The sequence below is a fragment of the Limnohabitans sp. 2KL-27 genome (assembly GCF_001269345.1).
Lineage (GTDB): Bacteria > Pseudomonadota > Gammaproteobacteria > Burkholderiales > Burkholderiaceae_C > Limnohabitans_A.
Window position 1 is genome coordinate 119,851 of the sequence record NZ_CXOP01000001.1, and the last position, 17,123, is coordinate 136,973.

Sequence of the window (17,123 nt, forward strand, 5' to 3'; positions counted from 1 at the left end):
ATGGCCCACATGGACAAACGCGCTTATGCCGAGACCTTTGGCCCCACCGTGGGCGACCGGGTGCGCCTGGCCGACACAGGCCTGCTGATCGAAGTGGAGAAAGACTTCACGCTGCAAGCTGGCGGCTACGGTGAAGAGGTCAAATTCGGCGGTGGCAAAACCATCCGCGATGGCATGGCGCAATCACAGCGAACAAACGTCGCCTACGGCTCGGGCCCGGAAGCGCCTGGCGCGATGGACTGCGTGCTGACCAACGCCCTCATCATCGACCACTGGGGCATCGTCAAAGCCGACATCGGTCTGCGCGGCAACCGCATCGCGGCGATTGGCAAAGCGGGCAACCCCGATACGCAGCCTGGGGTAGACATCGTGATTGGGCCCGGCACCGAGATCATCAGTTGCGAAGGCCTGATCGTCACGGCAGGCGGCATCGACTCGCACATCCACTTCATCGCGCCCCAACAGATCGACGAGGCGCTGGCCAGCGGCGTGACCACCATGCTGGGCGGCGGCACAGGCCCGGCCACCGGCACCTTCGCCACCACCTGCACGCCCGGCCCTTGGAACATCGAGCGCATGATGCAGGCGGCAGACGCTTTCCCGATGAACCTGGGCTTTCTGGGCAAAGGCAACGCCAGCCTGCCGGCCTCCTTGCACGAGCAGATCAGCGCGGGCGCGATCGGCATGAAGCTGCACGAGGACTGGGGCACCACACCCGCGGCCATCGACAACTGCCTGAACGTGGCCGAAGAAACCGACACGCAAGTGGCGATCCACACCGACACGCTCAACGAGTCGGGCTTTGTGGAAGACACCGTGGCCGCCTTCAAGGGCCGCACCATCCACACCTTCCACACCGAAGGCGCGGGCGGCGGGCATGCACCCGACATCTTGAAGGTGGTGGGCGAAGCCAATGTGTTGCCATCGTCGACCAACCCCACGCGCCCTTACACCATCAACACGCTCGACGAGCATGTGGACATGCTGATGGTCTGCCACCACCTGGACCCGGCCATTGCCGAAGACCTGGCCTTTGCCGAGAGCCGCATCCGCAAGGAAACCATTGCGGCCGAGGACATCCTGCACGACCTGGGCGCCATCAGCATGATGAGCAGCGACAGCCAGGCCATGGGCCGGGTGGGCGAAGTGATCATCCGCACTTGGCAAACCGCGCACAAAATGAAGCAGCAGCGCGGTAGCCTGCCCGGCGACACCGACCGCCACGACAACGCCCGCGTCAAACGCTACATCGCCAAATACACCATCAACCCGGCCATCGCACACGGCATCAGCCACGAAGTGGGCAGCATCGACGTGGGCAAGTGGGCCGATCTGGTGATCTGGAAGCCGGCCTTCTTTGGCGTCAAGCCCGCCATCGTCATGAAGGGCGGCTTCATCGCACTGGCCGCCATGGGGGACCCGAACGCGTCCATCCCCACCCCTCAACCGGTGCACTACCGCCCCATGTTTGGCAGCTTTGGCGGAGCGCTGTCGCGCGGCTCGCTGACCTTTGTGTCGCAAGCCGGATTGCAAGCGGGCATTGGTGCGCGTTATGGCCTGCAAAAAACCCTGTCCGCCGTGAAGAACATCCGCCAAGTGGGCAAGCGCGACATGATTCACAATGACTACGCGCCCCGCATGGAAGTCGATGCACAAACCTACGCGGTGCGCGCCGACGGCCAGCTGCTGGTGTGCGAACCAGCCAGCAGCCTGCCCATGACGCAACGCTACTTTTTGTTCTGATGCTCCACTGCTCCAAACTCATGCCGCAAGGACGCGGCCTGGCCCGCGTGCTTGTCCAACGCGCCAGCACCATCACCCTGGACTGGGACACCCGCCAAAAGAGCCGCTTTGACGCGACCGACAGCACAGGCCGAGCCCTGGGCGTGTTTTTACCTCGCGGGACAGTGGTGCGCGGCGGCGATGTGCTGGTGGCCGAAGACGGCTCGCTTGTGCGGGTGCAAGCCGCGCCACAAACCGTGCTGCGCATCACCGCTTGCACCGAACACGGCTCGCCCTTTGACCTGACCCGCGCCGCCTACCATCTGGGCAACCGCCATGTGCCCATCGAGCTCCAAACCGACCACCTGAAGATCGAGCCCGACCATGTGCTGGCCGACATGCTGCGCGCCATGCACATGACGGTGGTGGAAGTGGCAGAGCCCTTCGAGCCCGAAAGTGGCGCGTATGGTGACCACGGCGGCCATGCCGGACACACCCATGGACACAGCCATGAACAGGGGCCTGCAGGTCACACGCACGCCCCCCACGCCGAACCCCATGTGCATGGACCGGATGGCCAGCACGAACATGCAGCACCAGCAGCAAAGCCGATGGCAGGCAAGCGCATCGCCATCCCGATCCGCTCCGCTTCTGCGCAACCCCACATACACGGCCCCGGTTGCGGTCATGAGCACTGAGACTGCCGCATCGGGTCTGCTGCAACTGATCTGGCTCGCATCGCCAGCGCTGCCGATTGGTGGTTTCTCCTATTCAGAAGGACTGGAAGCGGCCATCGAGCAAGGCCTGGTGCACAACGAAGCCAGCGCCACCGATTGGGTGGTGGACCAACTGCACCTGACTCAGTCACGCGGGGACATGGCCGTCATGGCTCAGGCCATTGCGGCTTGGCAATGCATGGACACCCAGCGTCTGCAAGCGCTGAACGACTGGGTCACGACCACCCGAGAAACCGCCGAGATGCGCTTGCAATCCGAGCAAATGGGCCGCTCCCTGCTCGACTGGCTGCGCAACCTCCAGCAAGCCAGCGAGGCCCAGTTGCAATGCTGCGCGCTGTTGCCCCCGACCTATCCCTTGGTCATTGCGCTGGCCTTGTCGCTGGCACACGCGCCGCCAGATCACGCCTTGCAAGCCTGCGCTTTCGGTTGGGCCGAGAACATGACCCAAGCTGCCCTCAAAGCCGTGCCCTTGGGGCAAAGTGCCGGACAGCGCATGTTGGCACGACTGGCCCGCGAAATCCCTCTGGCAGTGCAAACCGCCATGAATTTGTCCGACATCGACCGACAAGCCTTCAGTCCCATGCTGGCCATCTTGTCATCCCGCCACGAAACCCAATACTCCCGCATCTTCCGATCATGAGCACCTCTTTTTCTGCCCTGCACCACATCCCCAACCGCACCCAAAAACTCCCACCCTTGCGCGTGGGCATCGGCGGGCCCGTGGGCTCTGGCAAAACGACGCTGCTGGAGATGCTGTGTAAAAACATGCGCGAGCGCTGGGACCTGATCGCCATCACCAACGACATCTACACCAAGGAAGACCAGCGCTTGCTCACCGTGAGTGGCGCCCTGCCTGCCGAGCGCATCATGGGTGTGGAAACCGGCGGTTGCCCCCACACCGCCATCCGCGAAGACGCCTCGATCAACCTCGAAGCGATTGACCGGATGCTCGAAAAATTTCCGAACGCCGATGTGGTGTTCATCGAAAGCGGCGGCGACAACCTGGCCGCCACCTTCAGCCCCGAACTGAGTGACCTGACGATCTATGTGATCGACGTGGCAGCTGGCGAAAAAATACCGCGCAAAGGCGGTCCTGGCATCACCAAAAGCGATTTGTTTGTCATCAACAAGACAGATCTGGCCCCGCATGTGGGCGCAGATTTGCAAGTGATGCGCGACGACACCAACCGCATGCGCCCCAACCGCGAGACCCGCCCCTGGGTCATGACGAACCTGAAAACCTTGGACGGTCTGGCCGAAGTGGTGGCCTTCATCGAAAAACGCGGCATGTTGATTTCCGCTTGATGCCCAGCATTCTCTTTTGTCGAGTCCCCCACAAGAGGCCAGTTTGAAGTCGTTACAATCTGGCCCCAAGGAAGCGTGGCAGAGTGGTCGATTGCACCGGTCTTGAAAACCGGCGACTCGAAAGGGTCCGTGAGTTCGAATCTCACCGCTTCCGCCAAGACACAACGCAAAAAGCCCCTCGCGGGGCTTTTTTTTATGGGGCAGACACTTCAGCTCTTACCCACCAGCATCGCCTCCACCAATTCCTGCACCGCCAGCGCTTCTTCAGCCGTTGCAAGCTTGTGCGACTGGCCGCGCAGCCATAAATCCACCTCAGTCAACTGGCGCTGCAGGGCGCTGGTTCTCGGGTCTTCGTTGCGCCAGTCCAACGCCTCCACCCAAGGTCCGCCGTCTGAGCGCCACAGTTGGTAAAACTCCCTGAACTGGAAGTTCATGCGGCTGCCCCGCACCGTGACTTCTTGCCGGTCAGGCTGCTGGCCGCCGGTGGTGGCCATGATGGTCACGGGCTTGCCGTCTGCGTTGGTCAAGCGTGCCAGCATGTCCAGCTCGCACAAAGCAGGGTCTTTCGGGTAGCGCGGCAAGGCCTGCTGCAAGGTCAATGGCCCCAAAAATCGTCCGGCCAAAAACAGAAAATGCGAGATCACTTCTCGGGTGTAGCCGCCCTCATCGCGCAAGCGCAACCAGCCAGCGTCTTTTTGCCAGGCGCGGGGCCAGGCCGGGTAGTTCACCACGATGTCGATGCCCAACAGCTCACCCGTCTCACCCGCAGCGATGGCGCGGTTCAGTTCTTCAAAGCCCCGCGATGCGGCTTGGGTGAAGTTGACCACACCCGGCAACCGCGCTTGGCGCAGTTGGGCGACCAGATCACGGCTCTGCGCGTTGTCGGTGCCCAAGGGTTTTTCCATGAACACGCCCTGCCCGGCCGCAGCGGCCTGCAAGGCATAGGTCTTGCGCGGGCCGGGTGGACAGGCCAGGTAGACCACATCGGCCCCGGCCATGGCCGCCTGCGCGTTGGGGGCAAGGGTCACACCGGGCAGGGTCTCGAGGGTTTTGGCCACCGAGGCGTCAGAGGGATCCCAGACCCCACAGACCTCAAAAGCGGGGTGTTGCAAAGCGTTTTCGAGCATGCGGCGTCCCATGATGCCGAGCCCAATGATGGCCATCCGATGTGTCATGTGTCTCTCCTAGGCGTGCAAGCTTAACCATTCAATAAGCCCTTCGGCTTTGGCTTTTGCTTATCCTTTTGAAAAATTCGATAAAATCAATGTATGGAAAAAACCAACAGTCCTTTTGTATCTGCTTATCTGCGTTTTTTGCAGTTGGCCAGAGTCATTCAAGCCTTGCCCGATGGCATGGAGATGGACGCCAATGAAAAAGCCTTGCTGCAAGCCGTTGTGCTGCGCTGGTATGAAGAACAGCCCATGACGGTGCGCGAGGCGATTGCCTTGGCCGATTTGGGCTCTCCAGCAACCTTGCACAAGCGCATCACCCGCCTGCGTGAAAAAGACATGCTCAGCACCTTGAACCTGGAGGGCGATCGCCGGGCCAAATTCCTGATTCCGACCCCAAGGACGCTGGAGTACTTCAGTAACCTAGGCCAATCGATGCAAATGGCCCACCCCGATATGCCCGCATGAACATGACGGCGCAAGAGGCCCTCGAGAAAACAGCGCTGACTTTGCTCAGCGCTGTTTTGTTTGCGGGATTCTTCCAGCTCAACGATTGGCTGTTTTCGATGTTCGAACACAGCAAGGGCATCAACTGGGTGTTTTTACCTGCTGGTTTTCGGGTGATTTTGGTTTTGGTGTTGGGCCTGCCGGGTGCACTGGGCTTGATGCTGGGCAGCTGGTTCATCGATTGGGAATTGATCCAGGGGCAAAACACGCTATTGGGTCTGATGAATGGCGTTGCAGGTGGCTTGACGCCCTGGCTGGTGCTGAAGTATTTGCACAAACAAAAATGGCTGGGACAGCAACTGCAAGCACTCAACGCGACGCAGCTGTTGAACCTCACACTGGTGTCTTCGGCGGCCAGTGCCATTTCGCATCAAATCGTTTGGTGGCTGTTGGAGCGTCCCAACATGAACTTTTGGGTGGACGTGTGGCCGATGTTTTTCGGCAACGTCTTGGGTGCCTTGTTGATGCTCTACAGCTTCAAATTTGTGCTGGACCGGGTACGCGTCAAGCACTGAAGCCTTGCGAGCATTTCAGCGCACGTGACTTCAGACACCCTCGGCCAAAAACAGCGCCTGCAAATCACTCAAAAAATCAAACCCCCTGTCTGTCGGCCAAACCCGGTGCAGGTCGCGCCCGATCAAGCCCAGTTTTTCAGCCTCCGCTAGACCCTTTTGGATGCTGCTCATGGCCAGGCCCGTGCGGTCCACGTAATCGGCCAAATCAAACCCACCTCGCAAGCGCAATGCGTTGAGCATGAATTCAAAGGGCAATTCTTGCCGCGACACCTCGGTGCTTTGCGTGACGGGCTCACCCTTTGCTGCCTGCTGCATGTAGAGCGCAGGTTCGCGGTAACGCACTTGCCGCAGCACACGGTGCGCAAAACTGAGCTTGCTGTGCGCCCCAGCCCCTATGCCCAAATAGTCGCCAAATTGCCAGTAGTTCAGGTTATGGGCACACCTGTGCCCCGACTTGGCATAGGCCGACACTTCATAGCGCTCCATACCGGCCAAGGCAGTCAACTCGGTGATGCGGTCCATCATGTCGTAGGCCAGATCGTCTTCGGGCAATGTGGGCGGGAACTTGGCGAACACCGTGTTGGGCTCGATCGTCAGGTGGTAAATCGAGATGTGCGGCGGCGCAAAAGCCAGCGCCGTCTGGATGTCATCGGTCAGGCCTTCGAGGCTCTGGCCCGGCAAGGCGTACATCAGGTCGAGGTTGAAGGTCTCAAACACTTGCGCCGCTTCGCTCACAGCGGCCAAGGCCTGCTCGCGGTCATGCACCCGACCCAGTGCTTTCAGGTGGGCATTGTCAAAACTCTGCACCCCAATGGACAGTCGGGTGATGCCGGCCTGACGGAAAGCCTTGAAGCGGTCTTTCTCAAAGGTGCCCGGGTTGGCCTCCATGGTGATTTCGGCGTCAGGGGCCAGGCGCACACGGGCGCGGATGCTCCCCACCAAACGGTCAATGGCTTCGGGCGAAAACAGGCTGGGCGTGCCGCCGCCCAAAAAAACAGTTTGGATGCTGCGGCCCCAGATCAGCGGCAAGCTCGCTTCAAGGTCGGCGAACAGAGCGTTGATGTAGGCGTCTTGTGAGGACGGGGCGTCGGCCCCGGCCCTGAATTCGTGCGAGTTGAAGTCGCAATACGGGCACTTCTTGATGCACCAAGGCAGGTGCACATACAAGGACAAGGGCGGCAAACTGCTGAGCTGCAACACGCCTGGGCGCATGGCGTGTACCGGGTCCATCATTTCACGCATGGGGGACTCACGTGGCAGAACCATCCAGCCAGCGCTCACGCATCAAGGCCAACATGGCTTGAGCGGCACGCCCGCGGTGGCTGTGGGCGTTTTTGACTTCAGGCGGCAACTCGGCAAAGGTCTTGCCAAATTCGCTCAGAAACATCACCGGATCGAAGCCAAAGCCGTTGCGGCCCCGCCGCTCGGTGGTGATCTGCACCACCACCCGGCCCACCGCGATCAGGGGCTCCGGGTCGTCGGCGCTGCGCAGCGCCACCAAGGTGCTGACCATGGCGGCGCGGCGCTGGGTGATGCCCTGCATTTGTTCCAGCAAGGCGCTCACGTTGGTGTCGTCGCCCTTGGGGTAGCCAAAGCGGGTGGCGTAAAAAGCTGTGTCCACACCGGGTTGCCCGCCAAAGGCGTCCACGCACAAACCGGCATCGTCGGCCAACGCGGGCAAGCCGCTCAGCTGCGCGGCGTGCCGGGCTTTGGCCAAAGCGTTTTCCACAAAGGTCTTGAAGGGCTCTGCAGCCTCGGGGATGTTCAGCTCGGACTGGCGCACCAGCGTCATGTCCAAAGGCGCAAACAGGGTTTGCAACTCGGCCAATTTGCCCGCGTTGTTGGACGCCAAAACGATTTTCATGAGCGGGCGGTTTTCAGGCGCTGAAGGTCAGGGTCTGGGGCGCATCGTGCGCCTGCTTTTGCAGCTGCGCCAACTGGGCAATGCCTTTTTCGGCCAGCGCCAACATGCGGTCCATCTCGCCCCGGGTGAAGGCCACACCCTCGGCGGTGCCCTGCACTTCCACAAAGTGGCCAGCACCGGTCATGACCACATTCATGTCGGTGTCGCAGGCCGAGTCTTCGGGATAGTCCAGATCCAGCAAAGCGGTGCCGTTTTTCAGGCCCACCGAAATGGCTGCCACGCGGTCGAGGATGGGTGATTCGGTCAGTTTGCCCGTGGCCATGAGCCAGTTGACAGCGTCTTGCGCCGCCACAAAAGCGCCTGTGATGCTCGCCGTGCGGGTGCCGCCGTCGGCTTGCAGCACATCGCAATCGAGGTGGATGGTGCGCTCGCCCAGTTTTTTCAGGTCAAACACAGCCCGCAGCGAGCGGCCAATCAGACGCTGGATTTCTTGCGTGCGGCCGCTTTGTTTACCGCGGGCGGCCTCACGGTCGCCCCGGGTGTGGGTGGCGCGGGGCAACATGCCGTATTCGGCCGTGACCCATCCCTCGCCGCTGCCTTTTTTGTGGCCAGGCACCTTCTCTTCGACCGAGGCGGTGCACAGCACGCGGGTCTGGCCGAATTCGATCAGGACAGAGCCTTCAGCGTGCACGGTGTAACCGCGGGTGATGCGCACAGAGCGCAGAGCGTCGCTCGCGCGACCGGTTCGGACGTAAGAAACTGGGGTGTTCATGGTGGCGCTGAAAGGGTGATGACGGCCCCGTCCGCCCAAGTACGGACGGGGCGGGCCAAAGAGTTTGAGATAATGCCTCGTTTCATGCTCTGCTGTCAGGCCGGGCATTTGCAGCGTGTCATGGCCAATGAGGCCAAGCGCTGTCACAAGGAACTTGATCGATGCCAGTTTACAGTATGACCGGATACGCCAGCGTGCAGCACAGCCCGCTGGCCGCAGCCGGTGAAACCCCTGCCAGGGCAGCCCCCACAGCCCGGCTGGGTTTGGAAATCCGCTCGGTCAACAGCCGTTTCTTGGACCTGAGTTTTCGCCTGCCCGAAGAGCTGCGCCAGCTCGAACCGGGTCTGCGCGAGCTCATCACCCGTCAGATCAAACGCGGCAAAGTCGAAGTGCGGGCCAGCCAAGATGCGGGCGACGGGGCCGCCTTGCAAGCGCCCAACCACCAGGCCCTGCAAAAAATCGCCACCCTGCAAGACAAGATCCGGGATTGGATGCCCGATGCCCGCCCCTTGAGTGTGGCCGACGTGCTGCGCATGACGGCAGGCAGCTCAGGCCAAGCCGCGCCCGATGAAGCCGCCTGGATGCAACTGGCCAGCCAAGCCGTGGACGCCTTGTGCGAGGCCCGCGCCCGTGAAGGCGCCCGCCTGACCGAGATGCTGCAAAGCCATATTGAGCAGTTGCACAGCCTGGCCGAACAGGCCGTGCCTCTGGTGCCGCAACTGGTCGAGCAGCAACGCCTGCGCTTTTTGGAGCGCTGGAAAGACGCCATGGCCCTGGCCGACGGCAGCCACCTGCCCGAAGCCGCGCAAGACCGGGCCCTGACCGAAGCCACCGCGTTTGCCATCCGCATCGACGTGGCCGAAGAACTGACCCGCCTGCGCTCGCACCTGGACGAGTTGAGCCGACTTCTCAGCAAAGGCGGCGACATTGGCAAGCGCTTGGACTTTCTGATCCAGGAGCTGCACCGCGAAGCCAACACCTTGGGCTCCAAATCGGCCGTGCTCGAGATGACCCGCATCTCGGTGGACATGAAGGTGCTGATCGAGCAAATGCGCGAACAAGTCCAGAACATCGAATAAAGAAGCCCAGCATGGATTACCCCGGAAACCTGTTTGTCGTGGCCGCCCCCAGTGGGGCTGGCAAATCCAGCCTGGTCAAGGCCTTGATGGAGTTGGACGCACGGGTGCAGCCCACCGTCTCGCACACCACCCGCGCCCCCCGGGGCCAGGAAAAGCATGGTCGCGAATACTTTTTCGCCTCTGCTCAAGAGTTTGATGCCATGGTGCTGGGCGACGCCTTTGTCGAGTGGGCCCATGTGCACGGCCAGCGCTACGGCACTTCGAAAAAGATGATCGAGGAGCGCATGGCCCAAGGTGCGGATGTGATTTTGGAAATCGACTACCAAGGCGCCTTGCAGATCAAGAAGATGTACGCCAACGCGGTGCTGATTTTCATCTTGCCGCCCAGCTGGGAAGAGTTGCGCTCGCGTCTGGAGCGCCGCGGTGAAGACTCGCCCGAGATCATCGAGTTGCGCCTTCAAAACGCGGCTATCGAGATGGCCCAGGCCCAGGAATTCGACTTCGTTATAATCAACGAAGTATTTGATCGTGCCCTGTTTGACCTCAAAGCAGTTGTTCACGCCCAGCGGCTCAAGTACCACGTTCAGCGCCGCGCCCGGCCTGACACCTTTCAAGCCCTCAAGATGGCTTGAACCCAGCACAGACCCATTCAAGGAAAACACTATGGCCCGCATCACTGTTGAAGATTGCCTGGAACAGATCCCCAACCGCTTTCAGCTGGTTTTGGCAGCCACCTACCGTGCCCGCATGCTGAGCCAAGGCCACACGCCCCGCATCGAAAGCAAGAACAAACCGGGCGTGACCGCCTTGCGCGAAATCGCCGCAGGCAAAGTCGGCATCGAGATGCTCAAGCGCGTTTCCTGAATCCGCGACACCCGGGTGAGGTCTGGTCTTAACCAGCGCCTGAATCCAGCGACAAAACGCCCCAGTGATGGGGCTTTTTTTTGGCTGTTTTCTGAGTCGCCAATTGCTTGCGTTACATTGAGGCCATGAGCGCCGTCATGCCCAAAATACCCAAAGCTGGCTCCAGTCGCCCCCAAGCGCTGGATCTGGCTGCTGCCAATGCGGCCGCAGCCAGCTTTGCTGTGCTGGAGGCGCAACTGGGCTACCTGAGCGAAGCCGACACCGACATGGTGCGGCGGGCCTACAAATTCGCCGACGAAGCCCACTTGGGCCAGATGCGCAAAAGTGGCGAACCCTACATCACCCACCCTATTGCGGTGGCCGGTTTGTGCACCGAATGGAAACTCGACGCACAAGCCCTGGCCGCCGCCTTGCTGCACGACGCCATGGAAGACTGTGGCGTCACCAAGATCGAGTTGATCGAGCGATTTGGTTCGCCTGTGGCGGAACTGGTGGATGGCCTGACCAAGCTGGACAAGCTGGAATTCAACACCCGCGAAGAAAACCAAGCCGAGTCCTTTCGCAAGATGCTGCTGGCCATGGCCCGCGATGTGCGTGTCATCCTCATCAAGTTGGCCGACCGCACCCACAACATGCGCACCATGTCGGACATGCCGCGCAACAAGTGGGGACGCATCGCCGCCGAAACCCTGGAAATCTACGCACCCATTGCACACCGTCTGGGCTTGAACCAAATTTACCGCGAGCTGCAAGACCTGGCCTTCAAGCACTTGCTGCCCTGGCGCTATGCGGTGCTGACCAAGGCCGTCTCGCGTGCGCGCAACCGCCGCCGCGACCTGATCCAAAAAGTTCAGGCCGATGTCGAAGCGGTCTTTGCCCAGTCCAAACTGGACGTGCGCATCAGCGGCCGCGAAAAAACCCTCTACTCCATCTACAAGAAGATGGACGAGAAACACCTCAGTTTTGCCCAGGTCACCGACATTTACGGCTTTCGGGTCATCGTGCCTTCGGTGATCGACTGCTACACCGCTTTGGGCTGGCTGCACCAGATCTACAAGCCCGTGCCCGGTAAGTTCAAGGACCACATCGCCATTGCCAAGGTCAACGGCTACCAGTCGCTGCACACCACACTGGTGGGCCCATCGGGCGTGAACGTGGAGTTTCAGATGCGCACCGAGGCGATGCACTTGGTGGCCGAATCGGGTGTGGCTGCGCACTGGCTTTACAAAGAGCACGAATCGGCCAGCGCCCAGTCCGAGCGCTTGGGCACGCAATGGCTGCAATCACTTTTGGACATTCAGACCGAAACACGCGACGCGGCCGAGTTCTGGGACCACGTCAAGGTCGACTTGTTTCCAGACGCCGTTTATGTCTTCACCCCCAAGAGCCAGATCATGGCTTTGCCTCGGGGCGCCACGGTGGTCGATTTTGCGTACGCCATTCACAGCCGGGTGGGCGACCACGCCATGGCCGCCCGCATCAATGGCGACCAAGTCCCCCTGCGCACCGAGCTCAAAAACGGCGATGTGGTTGAAGTGATCACCGCGCCCGTGTCGGCCCCCAATCCCGCTTGGCTGGGCTTTGTGCGCACGGGTCGGGCCCGCTCCAAGATCCGCCACCACCTCAAGACCATGGCGCAAACCGAATCGGTCGATTTGGGCGAAAAACTCCTGTCCCAAGCCCTGCGTGCCGAAGGCATCGAGAAACTCCCTTCGGACGAAGAAAACAACCAGCTCATTTGGGAAAAACTGCTGCGCTTCACGGGTAACCGCAACCGCGCAGATTTGCTGATGGACATTGGCCTGGGCAAACGCATCGCCACCATTGTGGCCAAGCGCTTGACCGCTTTGCTCTCAGAGCGAGGCCAAAAGCCCGATGCACTGCTGATGACGCGGGAACGATTCACCGCACACGAGTCCATTTCGCAAGGGGCCATCACCCTGGACGGCAGCGAAAACGCATCGGTGGTTTATTCACGCTGCTGCCGCCCCCTGCCTGGTGACGACATCGTCGGCTACCTGGGCCGCGGCGAAGGCCTGGCCGTGCACACGCGGGACTGCGCCACCGCCCGCAAACTGGAACACAAGGACAGTGAGCGCTTCATTGGCGTGGAGTGGTCGGACGAATTGAACCGCAGCTTCGAGACCGCCATCAACGTCAGCGTGGTCAATGGTCAGGGTGTCTTGGCCCGAGTAGCCGGTGCACTGGCCACCGCCGAGACCGACATCGTCCATGTGGACATGGGCAGCGATGCTCCGCAAGACATGGCCGAGCTGAAATTCATCATTGCCGTGCGGGATGTGACACATCTGGAGCAAGTGCTGCGCCAACTCAAGCGCACCCCCTCGGTGGTCAGGGCCGAACGCCAGACCCACAAAGGCAACGCTCCCACCTGAAAACACCCACGCAGCCGCCTGCTGGACCGCATCAAGCGGACGCGGGATAGCTGACCTGCAACACTTCGATGTCCAACACGCCAGCTGGCGTGAGCAGTTTGAGCTCATCGCCTTCCCGTGATTTGAGCAAGGTGCGCGCAATCGGCGAGACCCAGCTGACCTGAGCTTGCAAACTGTCGGCCTCGTCGATGCCCAAAATGGTCACCGTGCGCTCGGTCCCCGAGGCCTCGGCGTACGTGACCGTGGCCCCAAAGAACACCTGGTCACTGCCGTGGTGGACGGCCGGATCGACCACTTCAGCAATCTCCAGACGCTTGGTCAAAAATCGAATGCGCCGGTCGATCTCGCGCAAACGTTTTTTGCCATACAGGTAATCGCCGTTCTCCGAGCGATCGCCATTGCTGGCGGCCCAATGCACGATCTCGACCACTTGGGGCCGCTCGTCGTCCATCAAGGTGAACAGCTCGGCCCGCAGGCGGGCGTAGCCGCCTGGCGTCATGTAGTTGCGCGCACCCGAAGGCAAGGCCGGTAAACCCAGCGCTTCGTCGTCGTCGCCGTCGGACTCTTTGGTGAAGGCTTTGCTCATGTCCTGGTGTTCAAGGGCAAAAATGCGGCACGTCTGCGAAAGCGCCGCGTGGAGGCGCACCTGTTTTGGCGCGCGCCAATAGAAAAAGCCCACAACAAATGTTGTGGGCTTTCTAATTTTTGGTGCGGCTGGCAGGAATCGAACCCACGACCCCTTGGTTCGTAGCCAAGTACTCTATCCAGCTGAGCTACAGCCGCATCATGCTCCGAATTATAGCAAGCTTTTCAAGGCACTTTCGGGCCGCCCTTCAATTTATTGCCAGGACACGGCCGACATGTCGTTGGCAAAAATGGGCGAACTCGACCACAGGCCTTTGAGGCCTTTGCGGTAAACCGCTGTGTTGGTGGCGTTGAACAGGAACACATTGACCGCATCCTTGGTGATCATGCGCTGCATGTCGCCAAACAGCTGGGTGCGCTCTTTGGCAGCTGTGGTGGACGCGTGTTTGGCAGCCAGGTCGCGAAAGGCTTTGCTGTCGTAACCCCAGTAATACTGCGGGTTGGCATACGCCATGTAGTCAAGGGGCTCAACGTGGTTGATCACCGTCAGGTCAAAGTTGCCCTTGAAGGTGCCACCCAGCCACTGCGCCCACTCGACGTTTTCAATCTTGGCGATGATGCCGACCTTGGCCAGCTGCGCCGCCAAAATCTCACCCCCCTTGCGGGCGTAAGGCGGAGGGGGCAAGGTCAGGGTCACGTTCAGTGGGGTTGTCACACCGGCTTCCTTGAGCAGGGCCTTGGCCTTTTCGGGGTCATAGGCGTAAGTTCCACTCAACTCCACGTAGCCCGCATCGGTGGGCGCCATGTGGCTGCCAATGGGTTTGGCCAAGCCTTCAAACACACCGTCGATGAAAGCTTTCTTGTCGACCGCGTGCGACAGGGCACGGCGCACGCGCACATCGTCAAACGGCTTTTTGCGGTTGTTGATGGTCATGATGCCCTTGCCGGCCGTGCTGCCCATCTCCACCACAAAGCGCTTGTCTTTCTGGAACTGCTGCAGGCTTTGCGGCGACTGAAAACGCGGCATGCCGTCGATGTCGCCCGCCAGCAAAGCGGCCACTTGGGCGGCCGAATCGTTGATGAAGCGGAAGGTGACCTTCTTCACCTTGACGGCATTGGCATCGCGAAAGCCATCCCACTTGGACAGAGTCACCGCCGTGCCTTTGGCCCAGCTGTCGAGTTTGTAGGGGCCTGTGCCCACGGGCTTGGTGGCCGCGTTGGCCGCGCTGTCCGGGTGCAAGATGACAGCCGTGTTTTCGCCCATGCGGAACAAGAAGTTGCCATCCGGGTTGGTCAGCACCAGCACCACGGTGTGCGCATCAGGGGTGGAGATGTGCGTGATGTTGTTGAACACCGCGCCTTTGGCCTTGTTGGTGCTCTTGGCGTCCTTGGCCCGCTCGAAGCTGAACTTGACAGCGGCAGAGTCGAATGGCGCACCATCAGAAAACTTCACGCCCTTGCGCAGCTTGAAGGTGTAGGCCTTGCCGTCGGCGTCCATTTTCCAGCTCTCGGCCAGCAAGGGGCTGATGCTGCCATCGACGTTGATTTTGGTCAGGCCCTCCAGGATGTTGTAGTGCACCACTTCACCGATGGCCGCGGCCGGGGCCATGGTCGGGTCGAGGCTGGTGGGCTCCAGGATCATGCCCAGCGTGACGGTGTCCTTGCGCGACTGGGCTTGGGCCTGCAAGGGGGCGGCCACCAAGCTGGCGACCAACACGGTCGCCGAACTCAGCGCCAGGGTGCGGCGGGTCATGGAAAAGACGTTTTTCATGGGGACTCCTGTTCAAAAAATGAAATCGGCTGGCCAGGAATGGCGGCCAGCAACTTGCGTGTGTAAGGATGCTCGGCATGCTGAAAAATCTGCTGCGCAGGGCCGTGTTCTACCACACGGCCCGACTGCAAAACCAGCACATCGTCGCACATCAAGTTGACCACCGCCAGGTCATGGCTGACCAGCAAATAACTCAAGCCATAGCGGTCTTGCAAGTCCATCATCAGGTTGAGCACCTGGGCCTGCACGGACACATCGAGCGCGCTGACCGGCTCATCGGCCACGATCAGGGCCGGCCGAGTGATCAAGGCGCGGGCAATGGCAATGCGCTGGCGTTGCCCACCCGAAAATTCATGCGGGTATTTGTCCAGATCAGCGGTTCTGAGGCCGACTTGGCTCAAGGCCTCGGCTGCGCGCTCGCGCAGCTCGGATCGGCCATCACCAGCTTGGCGCCAGGTCTGGATCGGCTCGGTCACGATGGCCAGCACTTTTTGGCGCGGATCCAGCGAGCCGTACGGGTCCTGAAACACCATCTGGAAGCCGCTTCGCAATTGGCGCAAGGCTTGCCCATGGGTCTGGTGCACATCCACCCCCTTGAACCAAACCCGCCCCTCGGTGGGCGTGTCCAGCGCCATGACCAGCCGCGCCAACGTGGACTTGCCCGAACCCGACTCGCCCACGATGCCCAGACTTTGACCCGGCTGCAGGGTAAAGCTCACGCCCGACAAAGCCTGCAAAGTGCCCGCGGCTTGCCACAAACCAGCTCGGGGTAAGGCAAAGCGCCGCCCCAACTGCTGCACTTGCAGCAGCGGCGTAGAACCTGGTTTCTCGCTCATGTCAGCCTCCAGCGCGGGCAACTGACCCCATGGGTCGTTTCGCATTCTGTTTCGTTGGCGATGTTTTCCGGCTGCGGCGGTGTCTGGCGACAATCGCCCACCGCCAAACTGCAGCGGTCTGCAAACGCACACCCCAGCGGGAAATCCATCAACTCGGGCACGCTGCCCGGGATCGTGGTCAAGCGTGTGCCACGTGCCAGCCCAAGGCGTGGACGCGCCGCAAACAGACCCCGCGTGTAGGGGTGTGCCCGGTGAGCAAACAGCTCAGGTGTGGCTGCGCTTTCGACCACCGCGCCGCCGTACATCACCATCACGCGGTCCACTTGGTCCTGCATCAGGCCCAGGTCGTGGCTGATCAACAGCAGGCCCATGCCGTCTTCCCGCACCAGTTGATTGATGAGCGTCAAGACCTCTTTTTGCACCGTCACATCGAGCGCGGTGGTGGGTTCGTCGGCAATCAGCAGGTCAGGGCTGCAGGCCAGCGCGATCGAGATCATCACGCGTTGGCGTTGCCCACCCGAGAGCTCATGCGGATAGGCGTCGAGACGCTCACGCGCCCGGGGCAACTGCACGCGGTCAAGCAGTTGCAGGGCGCGGGCTTTCGCATCGCTTGCGCTCATGGCTTGGTGCAGTCGCAAAGGTTCGGCAATCTGCTTCCAGATCGGGTGCAGAGGGTTGAGCGCCGTCATCGGCTCCTGGAAAATCATGGCCATGCGCGCACCGCGCAGCTGGCACAGCTGCGGCTCGGGCATGCCCACCAGTTCTTGTCCATTGAATGCGATGGAGCCACTCACGCGGGCGCGTTCGGGCAGCAAACCCATCAGGGCCAAAGCCGTGAGCGATTTGCCACTGCCGCTTTCGCCAATCAGGCCCACCGTCTGGCCACGCGCCATACGCCAGGACACGCCGCGCAGGGCTTGTGCCCAGCCCCGGGGAGTGGGCAGGCTCACCCGCAAATCGTCGACTTGCAGCAAAGGCTGGGCGTTTGAATGGTCACTCAT

Annotated in this window: 18 protein-coding genes and 2 tRNA genes; 11 read left to right on the plus strand and 9 right to left on the minus strand. The window is 61.1% G+C overall.

Going from position 1 to position 17,123, the window contains the following annotated elements; translation table 11 throughout:
* From ureC to LHAB_RS00580, 5 genes are all read left to right on the plus strand, one after another.
* A complete protein-coding gene (gene ureC / locus LHAB_RS00560; protein WP_090043447.1) occupies nucleotides 1-1,743 on the plus strand; it encodes an urease subunit alpha in 1,743 nt (580 codons plus the stop codon).
* Nucleotides 1,743-2,420, plus strand: a complete 678-nt coding sequence (gene ureE, locus LHAB_RS00565; protein ID WP_090043448.1) for an urease accessory protein UreE — start codon at nucleotides 1,743-1,745, stop codon at nucleotides 2,418-2,420. Before ureC ends, ureE begins: the two co-directional genes overlap by 1 nt.
* A complete protein-coding gene (locus LHAB_RS00570) occupies nucleotides 2,410-3,099 on the plus strand; it encodes an urease accessory protein UreF (RefSeq protein ID WP_090043449.1) in 690 nt (229 codons plus the stop codon). Before ureE ends, LHAB_RS00570 begins: the two co-directional genes overlap by 11 nt.
* Nucleotides 3,096-3,764: an urease accessory protein UreG gene (ureG, locus tag LHAB_RS00575; RefSeq protein ID WP_090043450.1), complete on the plus strand. Its 669-nt coding sequence runs from the start codon at nucleotides 3,096-3,098 to the stop codon at nucleotides 3,762-3,764. The genes LHAB_RS00570 and ureG overlap by 4 nt, the downstream gene beginning before the upstream one ends.
* Nucleotides 3,765-3,833: 69 nt before the next feature.
* Nucleotides 3,834-3,921 (plus strand) — tRNA-Ser (locus LHAB_RS00580).
* Nucleotides 3,922-3,973: 52 nt separating this feature from the next.
* On the opposite strand, the gene LHAB_RS00585 is transcribed toward LHAB_RS00580, so the two are convergent.
* Complete coding sequence (locus LHAB_RS00585) at nucleotides 3,974-4,939, minus strand: Gfo/Idh/MocA family protein (RefSeq protein ID WP_090043451.1); 966 nt, start codon at nucleotides 4,937-4,939, stop codon at nucleotides 3,974-3,976.
* Nucleotides 4,940-5,032: 93 nt separating this feature from the next.
* Between LHAB_RS00585 and LHAB_RS00590 the strand changes: the two genes are divergently transcribed.
* Entirely contained in the window at nucleotides 5,033-5,401 is a 369-nt protein-coding gene (locus LHAB_RS00590) for a helix-turn-helix domain-containing protein (RefSeq protein ID WP_090043452.1), read from the plus strand.
* Nucleotides 5,398-5,955 carry a hypothetical protein gene (locus tag LHAB_RS00595; protein ID WP_228763294.1) on the plus strand — a complete coding sequence of 186 codons (558 nt, stop codon included), beginning with the start codon at nucleotides 5,398-5,400 and terminating at the stop codon, nucleotides 5,953-5,955. Before LHAB_RS00590 ends, LHAB_RS00595 begins: the two co-directional genes overlap by 4 nt.
* A 30-nt stretch (nucleotides 5,956-5,985) precedes the next feature.
* On the opposite strand, the gene hemW is transcribed toward LHAB_RS00595, so the two are convergent.
* Genes hemW through rph form a run of 3 tightly spaced genes read right to left on the minus strand, consistent with a single transcriptional unit; the run spans nucleotide 5,986 to nucleotide 8,591 of the window.
* The gene (gene hemW, locus LHAB_RS00600) at nucleotides 5,986-7,188 is read right to left on the minus strand and encodes a radical SAM family heme chaperone HemW (RefSeq protein ID WP_090043822.1); all 1,203 of its coding nucleotides are present in this window, start codon (nucleotides 7,186-7,188) and stop codon (nucleotides 5,986-5,988) included.
* A gap of 16 nt (nucleotides 7,189-7,204) precedes the next feature.
* On the minus strand, nucleotides 7,205-7,819 hold the full coding sequence (rdgB, locus tag LHAB_RS00605; protein WP_090043453.1) for an RdgB/HAM1 family non-canonical purine NTP pyrophosphatase: 615 nt from the start codon (nucleotides 7,817-7,819) through the stop codon (nucleotides 7,205-7,207).
* Between the two features lie 13 nt (nucleotides 7,820-7,832).
* Complete coding sequence (gene rph / locus LHAB_RS00610; protein ID WP_090043454.1) at nucleotides 7,833-8,591, minus strand: ribonuclease PH; 759 nt, start codon at nucleotides 8,589-8,591, stop codon at nucleotides 7,833-7,835.
* Between the two features lie 176 nt (nucleotides 8,592-8,767).
* On the opposite strand from rph, the gene LHAB_RS00615 reads away from it, so the two are divergent.
* From LHAB_RS00615 to LHAB_RS00630, 4 genes are all read left to right on the plus strand, one after another.
* The gene (locus LHAB_RS00615) at nucleotides 8,768-9,670 is read left to right on the plus strand and encodes a YicC/YloC family endoribonuclease (protein ID WP_090043455.1); all 903 of its coding nucleotides are present in this window, start codon (nucleotides 8,768-8,770) and stop codon (nucleotides 9,668-9,670) included.
* A gap of 11 nt (nucleotides 9,671-9,681) precedes the next feature.
* Nucleotides 9,682-10,302, plus strand: a complete 621-nt coding sequence (gene gmk, locus LHAB_RS00620) for a guanylate kinase (RefSeq protein WP_090043456.1) — start codon at nucleotides 9,682-9,684, stop codon at nucleotides 10,300-10,302.
* Between the two features lie 31 nt (nucleotides 10,303-10,333).
* A complete protein-coding gene (rpoZ, locus tag LHAB_RS00625) occupies nucleotides 10,334-10,534 on the plus strand; it encodes a DNA-directed RNA polymerase subunit omega (protein ID WP_062402588.1) in 201 nt (66 codons plus the stop codon).
* Between the two features lie 125 nt (nucleotides 10,535-10,659).
* Nucleotides 10,660-12,930, plus strand: coding sequence for a RelA/SpoT family protein (locus tag LHAB_RS00630; RefSeq protein ID WP_369814098.1), 2,271 nt, complete (start codon nucleotides 10,660-10,662; stop codon nucleotides 12,928-12,930).
* 31 nt (nucleotides 12,931-12,961) lie between these two features.
* On the opposite strand, the gene greB is transcribed toward LHAB_RS00630, so the two are convergent.
* The 5 genes from greB to LHAB_RS00655 form a co-directional block, all read right to left on the minus strand.
* The gene (greB, locus tag LHAB_RS00635; RefSeq protein ID WP_090043824.1) at nucleotides 12,962-13,516 is read right to left on the minus strand and encodes a transcription elongation factor GreB; all 555 of its coding nucleotides are present in this window, start codon (nucleotides 13,514-13,516) and stop codon (nucleotides 12,962-12,964) included.
* Nucleotides 13,517-13,636: 120 nt separating this feature from the next.
* Nucleotides 13,637-13,713, minus strand: a tRNA-Arg gene (locus LHAB_RS00640).
* Between the two features lie 55 nt (nucleotides 13,714-13,768).
* The gene (locus LHAB_RS00645) at nucleotides 13,769-15,286 is read right to left on the minus strand and encodes an ABC transporter substrate-binding protein (RefSeq protein ID WP_090043457.1); all 1,518 of its coding nucleotides are present in this window, start codon (nucleotides 15,284-15,286) and stop codon (nucleotides 13,769-13,771) included.
* Complete coding sequence (locus LHAB_RS00650) at nucleotides 15,283-16,122, minus strand: ATP-binding cassette domain-containing protein (RefSeq protein ID WP_090043458.1); 840 nt, start codon at nucleotides 16,120-16,122, stop codon at nucleotides 15,283-15,285. Before LHAB_RS00650 ends, LHAB_RS00645 begins: the two co-directional genes overlap by 4 nt.
* On the minus strand, nucleotides 16,119-17,123 hold the full coding sequence (locus LHAB_RS00655) for an ABC transporter ATP-binding protein (RefSeq protein WP_090043825.1): 1,005 nt from the start codon (nucleotides 17,121-17,123) through the stop codon (nucleotides 16,119-16,121). The genes LHAB_RS00650 and LHAB_RS00655 overlap by 4 nt, the downstream gene beginning before the upstream one ends.

Excerpts from the sequence above, each read along its gene's own strand:
- ureC (WP_090043447.1), top strand. The coding sequence starts at position 1 with ATGGCCCACATGGACAAACGCGCTTATGCCGAGACCTTTGGCCCCACC.
- ureE (WP_090043448.1), top strand. The coding sequence starts at position 1,743 with ATGCTCCACTGCTCCAAACTCATGCCGCAAGGACGCGGCCTGGCCCGC.
- LHAB_RS00570 (WP_090043449.1), top strand. The coding sequence starts at position 2,410 with ATGAGCACTGAGACTGCCGCATCGGGTCTGCTGCAACTGATCTGGCTC.
- ureG (WP_090043450.1), top strand. The coding sequence starts at position 3,096 with ATGAGCACCTCTTTTTCTGCCCTGCACCACATCCCCAACCGCACCCAA.
- LHAB_RS00585 (WP_090043451.1), bottom strand. The coding sequence starts at position 4,939 with ATGACACATCGGATGGCCATCATTGGGCTCGGCATCATGGGACGCCGC.
- LHAB_RS00590 (WP_090043452.1), top strand. The coding sequence starts at position 5,033 with ATGGAAAAAACCAACAGTCCTTTTGTATCTGCTTATCTGCGTTTTTTG.
- LHAB_RS00595 (WP_228763294.1), top strand. The coding sequence starts at position 5,398 with ATGAACATGACGGCGCAAGAGGCCCTCGAGAAAACAGCGCTGACTTTG.
- hemW (WP_090043822.1), bottom strand. The coding sequence starts at position 7,188 with ATGATGGACCCGGTACACGCCATGCGCCCAGGCGTGTTGCAGCTCAGC.
- rdgB (WP_090043453.1), bottom strand. The coding sequence starts at position 7,819 with ATGAAAATCGTTTTGGCGTCCAACAACGCGGGCAAATTGGCCGAGTTG.
- rph (WP_090043454.1), bottom strand. The coding sequence starts at position 8,591 with ATGAACACCCCAGTTTCTTACGTCCGAACCGGTCGCGCGAGCGACGCT.
- LHAB_RS00615 (WP_090043455.1), top strand. The coding sequence starts at position 8,768 with ATGACCGGATACGCCAGCGTGCAGCACAGCCCGCTGGCCGCAGCCGGT.
- gmk (WP_090043456.1), top strand. The coding sequence starts at position 9,682 with ATGGATTACCCCGGAAACCTGTTTGTCGTGGCCGCCCCCAGTGGGGCT.
- rpoZ (WP_062402588.1), top strand. The coding sequence starts at position 10,334 with ATGGCCCGCATCACTGTTGAAGATTGCCTGGAACAGATCCCCAACCGC.
- LHAB_RS00630 (WP_369814098.1), top strand. The coding sequence starts at position 10,660 with ATGAGCGCCGTCATGCCCAAAATACCCAAAGCTGGCTCCAGTCGCCCC.
- greB (WP_090043824.1), bottom strand. The coding sequence starts at position 13,516 with ATGAGCAAAGCCTTCACCAAAGAGTCCGACGGCGACGACGACGAAGCG.
- LHAB_RS00645 (WP_090043457.1), bottom strand. The coding sequence starts at position 15,286 with ATGAAAAACGTCTTTTCCATGACCCGCCGCACCCTGGCGCTGAGTTCG.
- LHAB_RS00650 (WP_090043458.1), bottom strand. The coding sequence starts at position 16,122 with ATGAGCGAGAAACCAGGTTCTACGCCGCTGCTGCAAGTGCAGCAGTTG.
- LHAB_RS00655 (WP_090043825.1), bottom strand. The coding sequence starts at position 17,123 with ATGAGTGACCATTCAAACGCCCAGCCTTTGCTGCAAGTCGACGATTTG.